Source organism: Actinoalloteichus caeruleus DSM 43889 (genome assembly GCF_000429185.2).
In the GTDB taxonomy this organism is placed as follows: Bacteria; Actinomycetota; Actinomycetes; order Mycobacteriales; family Pseudonocardiaceae; genus Actinoalloteichus_B; species Actinoalloteichus_B caeruleus.
Genome location: NZ_AUBJ02000001.1, coordinates 3,474,093 through 3,492,086, shown reverse-complemented (window position 1 = coordinate 3,492,086; position 17,994 = coordinate 3,474,093). Strand labels below are relative to the sequence as shown.

Sequence of the window (17,994 nt, the reverse complement as noted above, 5' to 3'; positions counted from 1 at the left end):
CCCCGGGCTCGGGTGCGGCGCGGGCCGGCGGGCGCCGGGACGACGGCTGAGGCGTGGAACGCTTCCGGCGACGTCGGGACCTAGAGCGCGTGGAAGGTGTTCTGCGCGGCCTCCAGGCCGGTGGTGACCACCGCCTCCGCCGCGTCGGCCGCCCGGTCGACGAAGAACTCCAACTCCTTGCGTTCGGCCCCGGAGAAGTCCTTGAGGACGTAGGCGGCCGGGTCCATCCGACCGGGCGGTCGACCCACCCCGAACCGGACCCGGAGGTAGTCGCGGGTACCGGTCGAGGACGTGATGGACCGCAGCCCGTTGTGGCCGCCCTCGCCGCCGCCCGACTTCAACCGGATCGCCCCGTAGGGCAGGTCCAGTTCGTCGTGCACCACGACCGTCCTGGCCGGCGGGATCTTGTAGAAGCGGGCGGCGCCGACGACGGGGCCACCCGAGACGTTCATGTAGGAACGGGGTTTCGCCAGGACCACCCGAACGCCGCCCAGCCGTCCCTCGGCGACGTCGCAACCGCTGCGGTGGCCCTTGTAGCGGGCGCCGAGCCGGCCGGCCAGCAGGTCCAGCACCATGAAGCCGACGTTGTGCCGGTTCCCGGCGTAGCGGGGCCCGGGATTGCCCAGTCCCACCAGCAGAAACGGGGTGTCCTCGGTTGTCACGGCCAACCCTTTCCAGTCGAGGCCCGCGAGCGGACCGACCCTACCGGTGCCGTGCCCCGGGACGGCGGGGTCGCACCCCTGGCCCGTCGATCCCGGAACCGGACAGCACGGCCGGCCGGTGGCCTGACCCGGTCGGGGGCAGGGAACCGGTCAGCGGCCGCGTTCCCGCAGGGCCATCTCCACCAGGTCGAGCAGGCCGTCGACGTCGTCCCGGTGGTAGCCCCGCCGGCCGGTCGGCGGGCCGCGGAACGCGACCCGACGCACGTCCCGCGCCGTCAACCGGGAGTGCCCGTCCAGCGCCTCCACCACGAGGCGGAGGAACGAGTCGACCTCGTCCACGTCGTAGCCCCGGGAACGGAGCAACCTGGGCGACTTCCGGATGACCACGTTGCTCACGTCGGCGGCGGTCAAACCCATGGTGCGGGTGTCACATCCTGTCTGACGGCGAGCGGCGCACCCCGAATCCGGGGTGCGCCGCGCGTGCTCGGTGTCTCGTCGCTGGTCCGAACGCGGCCCGACCAGGAGGTCGGGCGCTCGGATCAGCTCTCCTCGGACTCGCCCTCGGCCGGAGCGGTCTCCTCGCCGGTGTCCATCTGGGCGGCCGTCGGAGAGGCCTCCACCTTGACCAGCAGGGTGGTGGGCTCACTGACCAGGGTGACGCCGGAGGGCAGCGGCACGTCGGCGGCCGTCACCTGGAAGCCCTCACGGGCGCCGGCGACGGAGACCTCGAAGGACTCCGGGATGTTCAGCGCGTCGGCCTCGACCTGGATCTCGGTGAGCTCCTGGTCCACCAGGGTGCCGGGGCCGGGCTCACCGGCGACGGTGACGGGCACGTCGACGGTGACCTTCTCGCCGCGCTTGACCAGCAGCAGGTCCACGTGCTCGATGTAGTTCTTCAGCGGGTGGGTGGTGACCGTCTTGGTCAGGGCCAGCTCCGACCCACCGTTGGCGATGTCGAGGGACAGGACGGCGTTGAAGCCCTGCTCCCGGACGACCCTGGCGAACTCCAGCGCCGGCAGCGACAGGTGCTTCGGGTCGGAGTCGTGGCCGTAGAGGACGGCGGGGATCTTCCCGGCGCGGCGGGTGCGGCGGGCGGCACCCTTGCCGAACTCGGTGCGCGGCTCAGCGGCAAGACGTACCTGGGACACGGCGATGCACTCCTTGCTGGGGATGGCGGCGGACGGTCGATCAGCGTCGTGGTCGCGGCGGCGCGGCGCGCTCGTCGTGACAGAGCGCGGCCAGAGCAGCCGCCGCGTCGATCACACCAGAGCGTGTACTGGCCTCGCCGAGGCAACCCGACAAGTGTAGGCCGGGGCGCGGAGCAGCGGGAACCGGGGGTAACTCCTGGTCCGCACGGCCCACGCCCACGGCCCGGTGGGCGGCCGGGGGTCGCCGCCCGGTCACGGCCCGTCGCCGCCCACCTGTTGGGGGAGGCCCAGCCGAACGGGACGGGCCGGCACCAGCCGGGCGTGCCGGCATCGAGCGGGTTCCAGGTAGTCCGCCGGCCTCGCCGGCCCAGCACGCGGTGCGCTAGCCCCGCACCGACCAGCGGGATCCGAGGTAGGCGGCGAGGGTGGCCACGCACCAGCAGCTGAGCGCGGCCCCGAGCAGCCCCCACCACGGGAGCACTGACCAGCCGCCCTCCAGGGCGAGCACGACGGCCGGAGCGAGCGCGACGACCACGAGGAGACCGAGCCCGACGCTGGTGGCGGTCACCGCCGAGGCGTGCGCGGCGACGGCCGCCCCCCGGAACCGGCGGCTCGCCCCGACCGCCGCCAGGGTCGCCAGCTCCCGCCGGGTCTCGCTGACCGACAGCGCGGTGGCGACCAGCGCCAACGTGCCGCCGAGCACCGCGAGGGCCAGCGCCGCGACCACCGTGCTCGTGGCGAGGACCCGCTGCGCTTCCGGGCCCCGCTCCACGCCGAGGCCGTAGTGCTGCCCGACGTCGGCGGTGAGCAGTGCCCGCACCCGGTCCTCCGTGTCGCGGGTGATGTCCTCTGCCGGCACGTAGACCAGGTAGGGGTCGGCATCCCAGATGAGGCCACGATCGGCGGCGGCGGAGGCGGAGAGCAGGGCCATCGGTGTCTGCGCGTACGCGACGTCGACGGGGGCGTGGACCGCCTCGAAGTCGAGGGTGTCCGGGGCGGATCCGTCCGACTCGGAACCTTCCACCCGAGCCGTGGCGGTGCCCGAGTCGTGGAGCCGGTCGTCGAGCACCAGGACGGCGCCCCGGCGGAACGCCGACAGCTCCGCCTCCGTGGCGGGGCGGTCGAGCAGTGCGGGCAGGTGCCGCTCCGGCGTGACGACGACCTCGGTGCGCCACTGTGGGTATCCGGTGTGGGCCAGGCAGTCATCCACGTGGACCAGGTCGCCGGCCCCCCGGTCCACGCAGTCCTCCACCGGGGTCGACAGGAGCAGCGCGCCGGCGCCTTCCGGGTGGTCCCGCCGCGTGTCTGGGGGTGTTCGCGCGGGGCGGAGGGGGATCACCTCGTCCGTGCCCGCCGCCTCGGCCAGCGCGGCCAGCGTCGCGTCGCCGACCGGAGCGCTGAACGTCACCCACATCGACCCGTGCGGCACCTGGGGGACGTAGGCGTCCTCGGCCTTCCTGGTCAGGGCGCCCATACCGACCAGCACGACACCCGCGAGCACGGTGGTGCTGACCAGGACCACCGCGACCGCCGTGGTCCTCGACGGCGTGCGCGCCGCCGATCGCGCGCCCAACCGCGCCACTAGCGGGAGCCGGTCCGCGAAACGCGCCACGCGGGAGGTCAGGGCGCCCATTCCGGTGCCGGCGGCGACGACGAGGAGCAGGGCGGCACCGGCCACCAGCGGCGGCGCCGCGAGCAGGGCGCCCCCGACGCCAGGGCCAACGCCGAGCCCACCAGGCCGGCGGTGAGCGCCGGGCGGAAGCCCTTGCCCCCCGAGCTGCCCGGCAGGTCACCCCCGTGCAGGGCGGCGGCCACGTCCAGCCGCGCGGCGGGCTCGGCCGCTGTGCGCGCCGCCACCACCGGAGCCGACAATCCGAGCAGGAGGAGGAGGCCGATCTGGACCGGGTCCAGCCGGATCGGCCCCCAGATCTGGCCCTGACTGGCCGCGAAGGGATCGGACAGCAGCCGGGCGGCGAGCACACCGACGAGAACGGCGGCGACGGTGGCGGCGAGTCCCAGGAGGACCCCCTGGTAGGTGACCACCCGCCGTCGTGCGGCGGGATCGGCGCCGGCGGCCGCCAGCAGGGCCGATTCCCGGGCCGTGCTGCGGACGACCACGGTGAACACCGCGAAGATGACGAGGGTGGTCTCCGCCACGACTGCGGCCGCGATGACCAGGAGGAGGCTTCCCGCCCCCTCGGAGCCGGGGTGGCCGTGGTCCAGCAGGGCGTCACCCCGGGACCGGACCTGCCACCCGGCAGCCGCCAGTTCTGGGGTCTGGACGATTTCCTCCCGCGCGTACCAGGCGACGGTTCCGGCGTACGTCGAGCCCGTGGCGTTCTCCTCGCCCCGCGTGGCCTCGGGGGAGTGGTTGGCGGCGGTGGCGACGTCGACGACGACGAAGCTCCGGGTCGTGGACCCCGCGTCCGACACGATCCCGGTGACGATGGCCTCCTCTCGGCGGTCGCCGAGCTGGACCGTGGACCCGACGGCCAGATCGAGCCGGTCCGCCACTTCGACGGAGACGGCGACCTCCCCGCCGCGTCGCGCGTGGCGCCCCTCGACGAGGAGGTAGCGCCCCTGGTGGATCTCCTCGTCGAGGTCCAGGCCGTGCCCATAGGAGGCGACCTCCCGGTCCCCGAGGCGTGCCGGCAGCGGGGTGGTGACCTCGGGCACGAGCGGCACCTCGCGTCCGAGGCTCTCGGCCAGCGCCGACTCCGCCGAGCGTAGCGCCGCGTCCACCCCGTCCGAGCCGACCAGTTCCTGGTTCACCAGCAGGGCGCCGGCCTGCCCGAGCCGCTGCTCGGTCGCGGCCTCGGCCGTCGGCTGCGACGTCGTCGCCAGCACCGAGGCCGTCACCGCCATCGTCAATGGAAGGAAGATCGCCGCCACGAGGAGGGCGGTACGCGCCTTCCGTCGCGCCAGGGACCGCAGCGCGAGGCGGAACAGGAGACGTGTCGCGGTCACGAGGAGGAACCCTCCCGCCCGTCGTCGATCACCAGGCCGTCCCTCATGCGCACGACGCGGTCGGCTCGGGCCGCGACCGCCTCGTCGTGCGTGACGACCAGGCACGCCGCTCCGTCGCGCACCAGGCCGACGAGGGTGTCGAGGACCTGCCCGGCGGCGGCGGAGTCCAGGGCGCCCGTGGGTTCGTCCGCGAGGATCAGCCCGCGTTCACCGCAGATCGCGCGCGCGAGCGCGACCCGTTGCCGTTGGCCTCCGGAGAGGGCGTCGGGGTGGCGTGCCGCGAGGTCGTCGATCCCCACGGCGGCCAGCGCCCGTTCCGCCTCCGTCCGCGCGTGTGAGCGCTTCCGGCCGTCGAGCTCGAGGGGCAGCATGACGTTCTCGATGGTGTTCAGGGTGGGGACGATGTTGTAGTCCTGGAACACGAAGCCGATGTGGCGCCGGCGGTGGCGGTGTGATGCGGAGTCCGAGAGGGACGCGAGGTCCACTCCCGCGACGACCACCGTCCCGGAGTCGGCGGCCCGCAACCCGCCGGCGACGGTGAGGAGGGTGGATTTCCCGCAGCCGCTCGGTCCCATGACGGCCGTGAGGGAGCCGGCCGCCACGTCCAGGCTGACTCCCCGCAGCGCGGGCACCGGTACGGTCCCGGATCGGTACGACTTCCGAATGTCCACTGCTCGCAGCAAGAAGGTTCTCCCAATGGGCCTCGGAGGACATCCCGCTGCTGGATACCGGATGATCGCTCCGCTGGGTCGGACCGACAAGGCTACTCATGGCGCCGACCCGGTGGGAAATTCCTGATCGTGGAAGGGCGGGTAGTGGGATTTCGGAAATCTCGCTCCGCCGCGGGCTACTCGAACCGGAGTGCGTCCCGCGATGGCCGGCCCTGTTCCCGGGTGCATCGCGGTGCGCCGGAATCCACGCTGGCGTGTCAGGCTCCGGATGGCGGCGCGGGCCAGGGCATCACAGGTCAGGAGGGTCGGCGACCACCGTACGGTCGTGGTGGGAGGACTCCCCCTGCTCTCCGGTGGGCGGAGGTCGCCGCGTTCCCCTGCTGCGCTCGTCGAGCCCGTGGGATTTCCGGAGCGGATGCTGGTCCCGTGCGCGCGGAGGCGCGTGCGAAGAGCTCTCCGGTAGGCGCACAACGTTCTCCGCGTGCCGACGATCGGGGTAGTGGAATGCTCCGCGAAGGCGAGTTGGTGAGTTTCCGACTCGATATTCCCTGAATTCCGCCCGCTGGGCCGGGGTGGCCGGGATCGCGTCCCGGCTGGATCACGGTGAGCCCCGCGAACACGTCGTGCCCCGGTGTCCCGGCGTCGGGATTCTTCCGTTCGGGCAGACGGGGTACTACGTTCGGTGCCATGTCTGACACGGTCGGTGCGGGATCGGGGCGGGTGGCGGACGACGGGCCACCCGTGCGGGCCAGGCTGCGCCAACTCGGCCCCGGGATCATGGCTGCGGCCACCGGGGTGGGCGCGGGGGATCTCGTCGCCACCCTGGTGGCCGGTTCGCGGTACGGGTACACGCTGCTGTGGGCGGTGCTGCTCGGCACCGTGCTCAAGATCGCGTTGGCGGAGGCGGTCGGCCGCTGGCACCTCACGTCCGGGCAGACCATGCTCAGCGGGTGGCGCCAGTTGGGTAGCTGGACGCTGATCTACTTCGGCGCCTACGCCGTCGTCTGGGGTTTCGTCTACGGGGCGACGGCGATGTCGGCGTCCGCGTTGCCGCTCAACGCGCTCTTCCCCGTGCTCTCCGTGCGGGAGTGGGGGATTCTGTGCGGCCTCGCCGGGCTCGGCATCGTCTGGTTCGGCCGTTACGCGCTCATCGAGAAGCTCATGACGGCGCTGGTCGGCGTCATGTTCGTGACCGTGGTGGGCACCGCGGTCCTGGTCGTCCCGAACCTCACCGCGATGGCCGGTGGTCTGGTGCCCGACCTGCCGCCCGGGTCGCTCGTGTTCGTCCTCGGCCTGGCCGGCGGCGTCGGGGGCACGATCACGATGGCGGCCTACGGCTACTGGACCCACGCCAAGGGCTGGCGTTCCCCCCGCTGGCTGGCGATGATGCGGCTGGACAACACGGTCGGGTACGTCACCACCGGGGTGTTCGTCGTCGCCATGCTCATCGTCGGCTCGGAGATGCTGCTGGGGCAGGACGTGCTCTCCGGCGACCGTGGGCTGCTGACCCTGGCCGACACCCTGGACGCCAACTACGGCGAGTGGGCCCGGATCCCGTTCCTGGTGGGCTTCTTCGCCGTGTCCTTCAGCTCCCTCATCGGGGTGTGGAACGGGGTCAGCCTGCTGTTCGCCGACTGGTGGCGGGTGTTCCGCCACCGCGAGGCGCCGCCGGCGGCACCGGCGGACGCCGGTGCCGAGGCCGCTCCCGCCGACCGGCCGGAGCCGACGCGGCGGGTGGAGGAGGCGGCCGCCGCCGGGGAGGTGGCCTTGCCGGCCCCGCCCAGCGGCCAGGCGGACCAGCACGACTACGACCGGAGGGCCGGGGAGCGCAGCACCGCCTACCGGGGTTACCTGCTGTGGTTGACCTTCCCCCCGATGGCGCTGCTCTTCCTCGACCGGCCGTTCCAACTGATCGTCGCCTACGGCGTGCTCGGCGCCCTGTTCATGCCGTTCCTGGCGCTGACCCTGGTGCTGTTGCTCAACTCGCGGCGCACCCCGCGCCCGTACCGGTCGCGTTGGGTGTCCAACGGTCTGCTGGGGGTGTGCGTGGCGCTGTTCGCCGTCCTCGCCGCGATCGAGGTCGTCAACCTGTTCTGAGGAGGGGCTGGCTGGTGGCGGGGTCCGGCCGGTCGTCGGGAGGAGCGCCCACCGGCCACGCGGCCCTCGGCTGGCGGGACGCGCGGGCGCGGTGGCACGCGTGCCGCCAGCTCGCCAGCGGAGGGTGTCGACGGACGACGGGCCCGACCGGAGGACCGGTCGGGCCCGTCACCTCGTGCCGGTCAGGCGTCGCCGTCGAAGAGGCTGGTGACCGAGCCGTCCTCGAAGACCTGCTGGATCGCCCTGGCCAGCAGCGGTGCGATCGAGAGCACCGTCAGACCGGGGAAGTGCTTCTCCTCGGGGATCGGCAGCGTGTTCGTGAAGATGACCTCGCTGGCCCCGCAGTTGGCCAACCGTTCGGTGGCCGGGTCGGAGAGGACGCCGTGGGTGGCGGCGATGACCACCTCGGCCGCACCCGCCTCCTTCAACGCCTCGGCGGCCTTCACGATGGTGCCGCCGGTGTCGATGATGTCGTCGATCAGCACGCACACCCGGTCGCGGACGTCACCCACGACGCGGTTCACCATGGCCTCGTTCGGCTTGAACGGGTCCCTGGTCTTGTGGATGAACGCCAGTGGACGTTGCCCGAGGGTGTCGGCCCACTTCTCGGCGAGGCGCACCCGGCCGGAGTCCGGGGAGACGACGGTGATCTCGCGGTTCTGGTAGGTCTTCGCCACGTGGCCGGCCAGCAGCGTCTGGGCGAGCAGGTGGTCGACCGGGCCGTCGAAGAAGCCCTGCACCTGGGCGGTGTGCAGGTCAACGGACATGATCCGGTCGGCGCCGGCCGTCTTGAACATGTCGGCGACGAGCCGTGCCGAGATGGGCTCGCGGCCCCGGTGCTTCTTGTCCTGTCGGGCGTAGGGGTAGAAGGGCATGATCACGGTGATGCGCTTCGCGCTGGCTCTCTTCAGCGCGTCCACCATGATCAGCTGCTCCATCAGCCAGGTGTTGATGGGAGCGCAGTGGCTCTGGAGTACGAAGGCGTCGCAGCCCCGGACCGATTCCTCGAACCGGACGAACAGCTCGCCGTTGGCGAACTCGTAGGCGGACTGCGCGGTGATGCCGACGTTGAGGTACTTGGCGACCTCTTCGGCCAGGTCCGGGTGGGCCCGGCCGGAGAACAACATCAGGTTCTTCTTGGGAGTGCCAGCCATCGGGCTCACGCGCCGGTCCCTCCGAAGCAGTCGTACCTGAGCAAGATCAACACCGCTGTTTACCTCTCAAGACGTTACGGCTCGGTGCCGCGACCTTCACGGCCCCACGAACGGTACCTGTCCGGGCGTTGGCGCTGCGACCACATGACGGGCCGACCACGTCACACATCGGCCAACGGGCTGCTCCCATCGGCCGCGCCGGTGAACCCCCGGATGGCGGTGCCGTCCCGGCCCGGCCCGGCGCCGGTCGACGGCGGGGACACCGGTCGCGCGCCCTGGTCAGCCGGGCCCGCCGGACGGACGGCGTCTCGGAGGTGGGCGGCTCCGTCCCATCCGGAGCGGGGACCGCGCCCGGCCACCGGCGAGCGGACGACCCGCCACCGCCCGGCGCGGGACCGGGACGACACCACCGGCCCAGCCGAGCGCCAGTCGGCCGCGAACCGGGCGCCGCCCGCCGACCGAGCCCGGCGGGTTCCGGGGCGGACGACCTCGGCGGGCCGTGCCCGGAACGGCGTGTCTCAGGCCTCCGGGTGCTCCCCCTCGGCGGCGCGGCGGGCGCGGGCCGCGGCCTCGGCGGCCGCGGTGCCCGGACGACGGCGTTCCACCCAGCCCTCCAGGTTCCGCTGCGGGCCGCCGGAGACGGCCAGCGCGCCCGGGGGGACGTCGCGGCGCAGGACCGTCCCGGCCCCGCTGTAGGCGCCGTCCCCGACCGTGACCGGAGCGACGAACATGTTGTCCGAGCCGGTGCGGACGTGGGACCCGACGACCGTGCGGTGCTTCTCGACCCCGTCGTAGTTGACGAACACGCTCGCCGCGCCGATGTTGCTGCACTCGCCGATCGTGGCGTCACCGACGTAGCTGAGGTGGGGGACCTTGCTGCCCGCGCCGATCTGGGAGTTCTTCACCTCGACGAAGGTGCCGATCTTGCCCTTCTCCCCGAGCTCCGCGCCGGGGCGCAGGTACGCGAAGGGGCCGACGGTCGCACCCGCTCCGACCACCGCCCCCGTGCCGTGGGTGCGGACCACCACCGCGTCCGGACCGATCTCGCAGTCCACCAGGGTGCTGTCCGGGCCGACCGTGGCCCCCGCGCCCACCGTGGTCGTCCCGCGCAGCTGCACGCCGGGTTCGACCAGCACGTCCCGCTCCAGCTGGACGTCGACGTCCACCCACACCGAGTCGGGGTCGACCACGGTGACCCCGGCGCGCATCCACCGCTCCACCAGCCGCCGGTTGAGCTCCGCGCCGAGCCGGGCCAGCTGGACCCGGTCGTTGACACCCTCGACCAGCCACGGATCGCCGCACACCAGCGCTCCGGCGCGGCGGCCGTCGCCCACGGCGATCCCGAGGACGTCGGTCAGGTAGCGCTCGCCCTGCGCGTTCGCCGTCCCGAGCCGCCCCAGCGCGTCGGAGAGGACCGCCGCGTCGAAGGCGTAGACACCGGAGTTGATCTCGGTGATCGCGAGCTGCTCGGGGGTGGCGTCCTTGTGCTCCACGATGGCGGTCACCGCGCCGTCGTCGTCGCGGGTCACCCGCCCGTACCCGGTGGGGTCGGCCACGACCGAGGTCAGGACGGTGACCGCGTTGCCGGCGGACCGGTGCTCGGCGAGCAGGGCGGACAGGGTGGCCCCGTCCAGCAGCGGGACGTCGCCGTAGCTGACGAGGACGGTGCCCGCGTCGGCCGCGCCGTCCAGGGCGGCGAGCCCGCAGGCCACCGCGTGCCCGGTGCCCAGCTGCTCCTCCTGCACGGCGAGCCGGATCTCGCGGCCCATCCGGTCGCCCACGGCGTCGAGGTGCGCGCCGACCCGGTCGCGGCCGTGGCCGATGACCACGGCCAGCTCGTCCGGCCCCAGCTCGGCGGCGGCCCGCACGGCGTGCTCCACCAGGGACCGCCCGGCGATCGCGTGCAGCACCTTGGGGGTGGACGACCGCATCCTGGTGCCTTCGCCGGCCGCGAGGATGATCGTGCTGACGGGGCCCGTTCCGGCCTCGTCGGCAACGGGACCGGCGCTAGCACCGTGACGCATCGAGGATCTCCCTCCGCGGTTCTCCGTGAGGTCGGGCGGCGGCTCCGGGGTGGCCGGGACGCGGCGGACCCACGGTCGTTCGCCCTTCAGGGTGCCTGATCCTAAGGGGTGGTCGCCGGCCGGGCCGCGCGACGGCCCACGGAGTTGATCTCCGCTGTTGGTGGGTCCGGACGCGGGGCGACCAGCCGCCGCGCGCGGGGACGACCTCGTCTCATCCGCTCGGGGGTTCCCACAGTTCGGTGGTCAGCTCGCTCACCGACTCACCGGTGGGCCCGGCGGTGAACACCTGGCTGCCACCACCGCGCTTGGCCTGGTACATGGCCGAGTCGGCCCTGGCCAGGACCTGCCCGCCGCTCTCCTGGTCCCCGGTGGCGACGACGCCGATGGACAGCGTCACCCCCCGCGAGAGGTCGTGGGGCAGCGCGGCGACGGCGCGCACGGCGCGGTTGAGCGCGATCTCCGCCTCCTCCAGGGTGGAACCGGGCAGCAGGACCACGAACTCGTCGCCGCCGTAGCGGGCGACGGTGTCGTCGGCCCGCAACGCGTCGCGCAGCGTGCTGGCCACCACGCGCAGCACGTCGTCCCCCTCGGCGTGCGAACACCGGTCGTTGACCCCCTTGAAGCCGTCGAGGTCGCACAGCGCCACCGCCAGCGGGTAGGCCTGGGGAGTGCGGATGAGGGAGTCCAGTTCCTCGTCCAGCGCCCTCCTGTTCGCCAGCCCGGTCAGGGGGTCCTGGAGCGCCTGCCGCGCCATCGCGCCGTGCTTGCGGGTCAGCCTCTCGTGTTCCCGGCGGGTCTGGAGGGTGCCGAGCCGGGTCTCCCGCAGCGTCCACAGCTCGTCCTCCAACGCCGCGTTGTACTGCTCGAGCGCGAGGGTGGCCGCCTCCCCGTCCTCCGGGCCGCAGAGGCGCGCGAACTCGCGGGCCAGCGAGAGCCACAGTGGTGGTTCGTTCGGGTCGCTGCTGACCTCCTCCCGGGCCTGGGCCAGCACCTCCAACGCCTCCGCCTCCCGGCCGTCGGCCTCAAGGCAGCGGCAGAGGGCGAGGGAGACGATGATCAGTTCGCGGGGGTAGCGGCAGCGTTCGTGCAGGAGGCGGAGGGGTTCGACGTGGTCGGGGGAGGGGCGGGCGAGGGCGTGCGCGGCACCGACCACCGGTACCTGTTCCGCGGCCGGTCGCTCCCGGGCGCGCGGGTGCAACGAGTCCCGCCACGGCCCCTCGACGGACACCGCGATCGCCGAGGCCAGGGCGTAGCGGTCGGTGGCCTCCTCGTACCGGTTGGCCCGTTCCAGCCGCAGGCCCCAGCCCAGCAGCATCCTGGTCCGGTTGATCAGGTGCACGGAGATGTGGTGCGGTCCGCCGCTGCTGCGGATGTGCTCGTGGGCCCTGGCCATCACCTCGTCGGCGAGCTCGTACACGCCGAGTTGGGTGAGCACGAGGGCGACGTCGGACAGCGCGGTCGACAGCAGCCGCTGCCACGTGCGGCGGTCCATCAGCGGATCGGGGCTCAGCTTCTCGTCGAGCATCGCCATGGCGACGGCCGCCTCGGTCAACGCGGCGTCCTCCTCACCGAAGGCGAGTGAGGCGCGGCCCCGCAGCGCGTGGGCGTCGGCCTCCAGGGCGAGCAGCCCGTGGCGGCGGGTGTGGGCGACGAGTTCGTCCAGCAGGGGGACGGCGCGGTCCTCGTGGCCCTTCGTCACGAGCCGCACGACGGAGGCCGCGCGCAGCATCTGCGCGATCAGGCTGGGCTCGCCCCGGCGCTGTGCCTCGGCGAGGAGGTCCTCGACCTCGTCGGCGACGTCCAGCCGGACGTTGCGTTCGCTGATCTGGGAGGTGGCGATCAGTTCGTGCGCCCTGGCGACCAGCCACGCGTCAGAGAGCTCCCCGAGTACGGGTGCCTCCTGCTGACCGGCGGTCTCCTCGTGCAGCTGTGCACACCCCCCACGGCCCCTGCGGCCGCTCGTCCGAACGTCGACCCCGAACCCGCTCGGCAGGGCACTGGCCTCACCGCTCCGCCGCCAGGATTCGAACCTGGACCATCGGAACCAAAATCCGAGGTGCTGCCTTTACACCACGGCGGATCGCCCGACAGCCGTGACCGTCGTGCCAGGACATGGTGACACGTCCCGACATCACGGGTGATGGTGGCCACCACCACCATCGTTGTCGAGGGTGCGACCCTACCCGTGCGGGCGGGGTCGCGTGGGGGTCACCGGCCCGTTCCCCCGCCGTGCGCGGGATTTCCCCCGCGTCCACCCCGCCGGGAGGATGTCGTCCCACCGCCCGGGTGTCACCGCCCGGTCGTCCTGGTCAGGAACTCCCGCACGACCTCCTCGTACCTGTCCCGGTCCTGGTTCCACGACGCGACGTGCTCGGCGCCGGGGAACTCGTGGTACTCCACGGGCCAGTCGAGGGAGTCGGCCGCGGCCGCGAGCGCACGCGAGTCGCCCACTGGCACGGTCAGGTCCTCGTCGCCGTGCAGCAGCAGCGTGGCCGGCCGCCGCTCCGGCGGGTTGGTGAGGAGGTCCAGGTCCGCGAACGACAGGCCCGTCCGCCACCCGGCCACGAGTTCGGCGACGCGGCCGAAGACCTTCGGCATGCCCCGGTTGTCCGCCTCCAGGTCCAGGGTGGTGGACCAGTTCAGGACCGGGGCGTCCAGCACGACCGCGTCCACCCGCTCGGCCAGCTCCGAGTTCCCCAGGGTCTGACCCACCAGGGCCCCGCCCATGGAGAAACCGACCAGCACGATCCGTTCCGCACCCTCGTCCACGGCGAACTCCATCGCCGAGACGACGTCCCGCCACTCGGAATGGCCCAGGTGGTAGAGCCCGTCCTCCGAGGCCGGGGCGATCTCGTCGTTGCGGTAGCTGATGAGCAGCCCGGGGATGCCCAGCTCCTGGAGCGTGGGCAGCACGCGGAGCCCCTCCGCCCGGTCCGCTCCCCGGCCGTGCACCAGGACGGCCCAGGTGCTGGCCGCGTCCTCGGCGGGCACCAGCCAGGCCGGGGCCTCCCCGACCTCGGTGGTCACGGCGACCTCCCGGTAGTCCAGGCCGAGTCCGCCCGGGTCCCGCCAGCCCTCCCGGTCGAGACGTGCCGGGGTCCCGGCCGCCGGTGGCGTGCCGGCGACGAGTTCCCGTGCGACCAGGCCGTCACCGGCGGGGGTGGGGTCGCCGAGCAGGGCGGTGCCCTCCGACCAGAACAGTCCCGTGGTTCCCGGCGACCTGGCCGCCGGCGAGTCCGCCAACAGCACGCTGCCCTCGTCCGCACCGCGCACCACCTCGGGGTAGGTCTCGGAGTAGCGGACGGGGGTGAGTAACTCCTCCGTGTAGTACCACCCCACCCCGAGCAGGCCGGTCACGCCGAGCACCACCACGGCGCCCAGCGACACGAACAGCACCCGGCGCCGCCGCCCGCTCCGCGCGCGGCGCGCACCCCGGCTCCGGGTCCCGGTGGGATGCGCGTTCTCCCCGTCGGGAGGACGTGGGGAGGTGGTCGCCGGGGCGGCGGGAGCTTCGGACGTTCCGGCGCCGAGTCGTTCGGCGGGGGGCCGGGCGGGGATGTCGTTCCCGTCCGAAGCGCGCTGTGCGCGCGACGCATCCTCTGGCATCGCAGCATCATGCACCCCCTGGCCCCGATCGCCTACCGGTTCCGGGCAGCCACACCCCCACTGGCCTCACGTCCCCGCTTAACTTACGCTGGCGTAGGTTACGGTTCCGTAGCCGTAGGTCCGTCCGCCCGAGCTCCGCTCGCGACCACAGGGGTGTGCCGCCGATGACAGCGACCCTCGAACCCGCCTCTCCGCCCGGTGAGAACCGTGGACCGAAGCCCCTGCTCCAGGGGGAGCGCTCCGCCGCGGCCCAGTTCTCGGTGTACCTGTTCGTCCTCGTCCCGTTCGCCGCGCTGATCGCGGCGGTCCCCCTCGCGTGGGGGTGGGGGCTGAGCTGGGTCGACATCGGCCTGGCCGCCGTCTTCTACGTGATCACCGGACTCGGCATCACGGTCGGGTACCACCGGCACTTCACCCACGGCTCCTTCAAGGCGAACGGCCCACTGCGGGTCGGTCTCGCCATCGCCGGCAGCATGGCCGTCCAGGGCCCGGTCATCACCTGGGTCGCGGACCACCGCCGGCACCACGCGTACTCCGACAAGGAGGGCGACCCGCACTCGCCCTGGCTGTTCGGCTCCTCCCCGGCCGCCCTCGCCAAGGGCTTCTGGCACGCCCACATGGGGTGGCTGTTCGAGTCGGGGGTCACCAACGCCGACCGCTTCGCCCCGGACCTGGTCGCCGAACGGCGCATCGTGCGGGTGCAGAAGCTCTTCTGGCTCTGGACCATCATCAGCTTCCTGCTGCCCGCAGTGCTGGGCGCGCTGATCACCTGGTCCTGGTGGGGCGGGGTGACCGCCTTCTTCTGGGCCGGTCTGGTCCGGGTGGCCTTCCTGCACCACGTCACGTGGTCGGTGAACTCGATCTGCCACATGATCGGCGAGCGCCCGTTCAAGGCCCGCGACAAGTCCGCGAACTTCTGGCCGCTGGCGATCCTGTCCTTCGGGGAGTCGTGGCACAACCTGCACCACGCCGATCCCACGTGCGCCCGCCACGGCGTCAAGCGGGGTCAGATCGACATCTCCGCCCGGGTCATCTGGTTCTTCGAGAAGGTGGGCTGGGCGACGAAGGTGCGCTGGCCCACGCCGGGGCGGCTCGCCAGGATCAGCGCGAACGAGGAGTGACATCCGGGTCCTCGGCGGACACGAGGCAGGGGAACACGGCGAATCGGTCAAAGGCTCCGCGTCGAAGCTCGGCGCGGAGCCCCCGCTTCTCGGGGCGGGTGATCGGCCCTAGGCTCCGGGGGTGGCGGTGCGACGGCGAGAGCGGGGGCAGGCCGTGACGGACGCCAGAACTCGGAAGGTCTCCAAACGGGTTCGGATGACGGGCAAGGAACGGCGGCGGCAACTGCTCGACATCGGCCGCGCGTTGTTCGCCGAACGCGGCTTCGACGCGGCCTCGATCGAGGAGATCGCGCACCGCGCCGGGGTGAGCAAGCCGGTGGTGTACGAGCACTTCGGCGGCAAGGAGGGCATCTACGCGGTCGTCGTCGACCGCGAGATGGAGGTCCTGCTCGACCGGATCATCTCCGCGTTGTCCGCCGGTCATCCCCGGGAACTCCTCGAACAGGCCGCGCGGGCGCTCCTGGACTACATCGAGGACTCGACGGACGGGTTCCGCATCCTGGTCCGGGACTCCCCGGTCGCGAGCGCCACCGGCACCTTCTCCAGCCTGCTCAACGACATCGCCAGCCAGGTCGAGAACATCTTCGGCCAGCAGTTCGCCGCGCGCGGGTACGACCCGGCGCTGGCCGCCCTGTACAGCCAGGCCCTGGTCGGCATGGTCGCGTTGACCGGTCAGTGGTGGTTGGAGGTGCAGCGGCCTCCCAAGGAGGAGGTGGCCGCGCACCTGGTCAACCTGGCGTGGAACGGGCTGTCCCACCTGGAACTGCACCCCTCGATGCGCACCGCCGACGACCGGGCCCCGGCCGAGCGCTGAGCCCGACGGGTTCGGCGGGCGGGTCCCCGTCTCGGCCGACCGGACGCGTCGTCCAGGAGCTCCCGCGGTGCCGGGCGGCTCGCGGTGCCGAGAGGCTCGCGCTGGCCGGGCGGACCGGGAACCCGGCGTGGGGCGGCCGTGCCAGCGCCCCGCGTCGGCCTCGGGGTCGGCCGGGCGGGTGGGACGCCGGTCTCCTGGCACCCGCCCGACCCCCCCCCTCACCCCCCCTCCCCCGCCCCTCACCCCCGCTCCCGCTCCGCGTGGCCGCCGTCGTGCCGCTCCCGTCTGCCCCCTTCTCCGCCGCTCCTGGGGGTGGCGCCGGGCGGGGACGTCGCCGACGCGCCGATGACGGACACCTGCCCGTGTCCGGCGGCTCCGCCCCCGGGCTCAGGCCGGGCTGACCCGCAACACGTGGTCGTCCTCCCGTTGGAGGTGGTCAGGTAGAGCGCTCCGTCCGGGCCGAGGTCGGCCGCGCGCAGCCGGCCGTGGGTGCCGTCCAGCTCCGGGGGAACGGTCATCCCGGTCACGGCCCCGGCCTCGTCCAGCTCGAACAGCAGCAGCTTGCTGCCCCGCAGGGCGGTCACCGCGACCATGCCGTCGAAGGGACCCCACTGCTCCCCGTGGAGGAACACCGCGTCGCACAGCGCCTCCGTCGTCGGCCCGCTGCTCCACGCGGCGGGTACCGCGTCCGGGAAGCGTTCCCGGTCGGTCATGGGGACGCTCTCGTCGTAGTCCTCCCTCGCTCCGCCCCGCGAGGGGTCCCACCCGTAGTTCGCACCCGGTTCGAGGAGGTTCACCTCGTCGTCGACGTCCGGACCGTGCTCGGCGACGAGGACCTGGTCCCCGCCCGGCCTCGGAGCCACCCCCTGCACGTTGCGGTGCCCGTAGGTGAGGACGAGGCGTCGCGCGGCGTCGTCGGCGTCGGCGAAGGGGTTGCCCTCGGCGGGCCCCCCGGTCGCCAGGTCGAGGCGGAGCACCTTGCCCCCGAGGCTGGTCAGGTCCTGGGAGGTGTCGGGACGTGCGGCGTCGCCCGTCCCGACCAGCAGCGCGCCGGTGCCGTCCAGCGCGAGCCGGCACCCCGAGTGCCGGCCGCTGTCGCTGATCGGCAGGCCGTGGAGCAGCGGGTCGGCCACCCGGTCGGCGCTGCCACCGTCGTCGTCGAGCCGCCAGGTCACCAGGCGCACGTCCACCGGCGTGCCGTCGGCGTCCTGGTGGGTCTGGCAGGTGGTGAAGCGCCGCGTCTCGGCGAAGTCCTCGTGCACCACCAGGTCCATCAGCCCGCCCTCGCCCTCGACGAACACGTCGGAGAGGTCGGCGTCCACCTCGGTGGTCGTCGCGCCCGGTTCGGTACCGGACACCAGGGTCAACCGGCCGGGGCGTTCGGTGACGAGCAGGCCGCCCTCGGGGAGGAAACCCACTCCCCACCCGTGTTCCAGCCCGCCCGCGACCTCCCGCACCTCCAGGCCGGCCGGCGGCGGCCCGCTCGGCGGCGGTGAACCGTCGGGCCGGTGGCCCGTGGCGTCCTCACCGCCGCAGGCGGTGACCACCAGGAGCGTCCCGGCTCCCAACACCCCGACGCCGACCCGGACGTTCCTCGCGAAGATCCCCATCGCCCCAGACTGCGCACACCGCGCCCCCCGGTAAACCCCGACCGGGCGGTTCTTCACCCGGAAGATCGAACGAACGCGACCGCCACCGGCGCGGGTCCGTGGGGTGAGGAGGACCGCACG

13 protein-coding genes, 1 tRNA gene and 1 pseudogene are annotated in these 17,994 nt (G+C 73.1%); 3 read left to right on the top strand and 12 right to left on the bottom strand.

Going from position 1 to position 17,994, the window contains the following annotated elements; genetic code table 11:
* Nucleotides 1–80: 80 nt before the first annotated feature.
* The 6 genes from pth to G443_RS13425 all read right to left on the bottom strand — a co-directional run bounded on the left by pth (nucleotide 81) and on the right by G443_RS13425 (nucleotide 5,409).
* On the bottom strand, nucleotides 81–662 hold the full coding sequence (pth, locus tag G443_RS13455; protein WP_026417409.1) for an aminoacyl-tRNA hydrolase: 582 nt from the start codon (nucleotides 660–662) through the stop codon (nucleotides 81–83).
* Between the two features lie 150 nt (nucleotides 663–812).
* On the bottom strand, nucleotides 813–1,079 hold the full coding sequence (locus G443_RS25050; protein WP_026417408.1) for a DivIVA domain-containing protein: 267 nt from the start codon (nucleotides 1,077–1,079) through the stop codon (nucleotides 813–815).
* A 122-nt stretch (nucleotides 1,080–1,201) separates the two neighbouring features.
* On the bottom strand, nucleotides 1,202–1,810 hold the full coding sequence (locus G443_RS13440) for a 50S ribosomal protein L25/general stress protein Ctc (RefSeq protein ID WP_026417407.1): 609 nt from the start codon (nucleotides 1,808–1,810) through the stop codon (nucleotides 1,202–1,204).
* Between the two features lie 382 nt (nucleotides 1,811–2,192).
* The gene (locus tag G443_RS13435; protein ID WP_253860210.1) at nucleotides 2,193–3,488 is read right to left on the bottom strand and encodes an FtsX-like permease family protein; all 1,296 of its coding nucleotides are present in this window, start codon (nucleotides 3,486–3,488) and stop codon (nucleotides 2,193–2,195) included.
* Nucleotides 3,431–4,777, bottom strand: coding sequence for an FtsX-like permease family protein (locus G443_RS13430; RefSeq protein WP_253860209.1), 1,347 nt, complete (start codon nucleotides 4,775–4,777; stop codon nucleotides 3,431–3,433). The genes G443_RS13435 and G443_RS13430 overlap by 58 nt, the downstream gene beginning before the upstream one ends.
* Nucleotides 4,774–5,409, bottom strand: coding sequence for an ABC transporter ATP-binding protein (locus G443_RS13425; protein ID WP_051313332.1), 636 nt, complete (start codon nucleotides 5,407–5,409; stop codon nucleotides 4,774–4,776). Before G443_RS13425 ends, G443_RS13430 begins: the two co-directional genes overlap by 4 nt.
* A 726-nt stretch (nucleotides 5,410–6,135) precedes the next feature.
* Between G443_RS13425 and G443_RS13420 the strand changes: the two genes are divergently transcribed.
* The gene (locus G443_RS13420) at nucleotides 6,136–7,545 is read left to right on the top strand and encodes an Nramp family divalent metal transporter (protein ID WP_026417404.1); all 1,410 of its coding nucleotides are present in this window, start codon (nucleotides 6,136–6,138) and stop codon (nucleotides 7,543–7,545) included.
* 182 nt (nucleotides 7,546–7,727) lie between these two features.
* Here the strand turns inward: G443_RS13420 and G443_RS13415 are convergent, their stop codons facing one another.
* The 5 genes from G443_RS13415 to G443_RS13395 all read right to left on the bottom strand — a co-directional run bounded on the left by G443_RS13415 (nucleotide 7,728) and on the right by G443_RS13395 (nucleotide 14,329).
* Nucleotides 7,728–8,708 carry a ribose-phosphate diphosphokinase gene (locus G443_RS13415; RefSeq protein ID WP_026417403.1) on the bottom strand — a complete coding sequence of 327 codons (981 nt, stop codon included), beginning with the start codon at nucleotides 8,706–8,708 and terminating at the stop codon, nucleotides 7,728–7,730.
* A gap of 509 nt (nucleotides 8,709–9,217) precedes the next feature.
* A complete protein-coding gene (gene glmU, locus G443_RS13410; RefSeq protein ID WP_051313330.1) occupies nucleotides 9,218–10,723 on the bottom strand; it encodes a bifunctional UDP-N-acetylglucosamine diphosphorylase/glucosamine-1-phosphate N-acetyltransferase GlmU in 1,506 nt (501 codons plus the stop codon).
* Between the two features lie 211 nt (nucleotides 10,724–10,934).
* Nucleotides 10,935–12,452 carry a GGDEF domain-containing protein gene (locus G443_RS13405; RefSeq protein WP_245588675.1) on the bottom strand — a complete coding sequence of 506 codons (1,518 nt, stop codon included), beginning with the start codon at nucleotides 12,450–12,452 and terminating at the stop codon, nucleotides 10,935–10,937.
* 280 nt (nucleotides 12,453–12,732) lie between these two features.
* Nucleotides 12,733–12,803 (bottom strand) — tRNA-Gln (locus G443_RS13400).
* A gap of 209 nt (nucleotides 12,804–13,012) precedes the next feature.
* Complete coding sequence (locus G443_RS13395; RefSeq protein WP_081715204.1) at nucleotides 13,013–14,329, bottom strand: alpha/beta hydrolase family protein; 1,317 nt, start codon at nucleotides 14,327–14,329, stop codon at nucleotides 13,013–13,015.
* 164 nt (nucleotides 14,330–14,493) lie between these two features.
* Between G443_RS13395 and G443_RS13390 the strand changes: the two genes are divergently transcribed.
* Both G443_RS13390 and G443_RS13385 read left to right on the top strand, forming a co-directional pair.
* The gene (locus G443_RS13390; RefSeq protein WP_026417400.1) at nucleotides 14,494–15,450 is read left to right on the top strand and encodes an acyl-CoA desaturase; all 957 of its coding nucleotides are present in this window, start codon (nucleotides 14,494–14,496) and stop codon (nucleotides 15,448–15,450) included.
* A gap of 196 nt (nucleotides 15,451–15,646) precedes the next feature.
* Complete coding sequence (locus G443_RS13385) at nucleotides 15,647–16,264, top strand: TetR/AcrR family transcriptional regulator (RefSeq protein ID WP_026417399.1); 618 nt, start codon at nucleotides 15,647–15,649, stop codon at nucleotides 16,262–16,264.
* A gap of 387 nt (nucleotides 16,265–16,651) precedes the next feature.
* Here G443_RS13385 and G443_RS13380 read toward each other — a convergent pair.
* Nucleotides 16,652–17,874: pseudogene (locus tag G443_RS13380) on the bottom strand (PQQ-dependent sugar dehydrogenase).
* Between the last annotated feature and the right edge of the window lie 120 nt (nucleotides 17,875–17,994).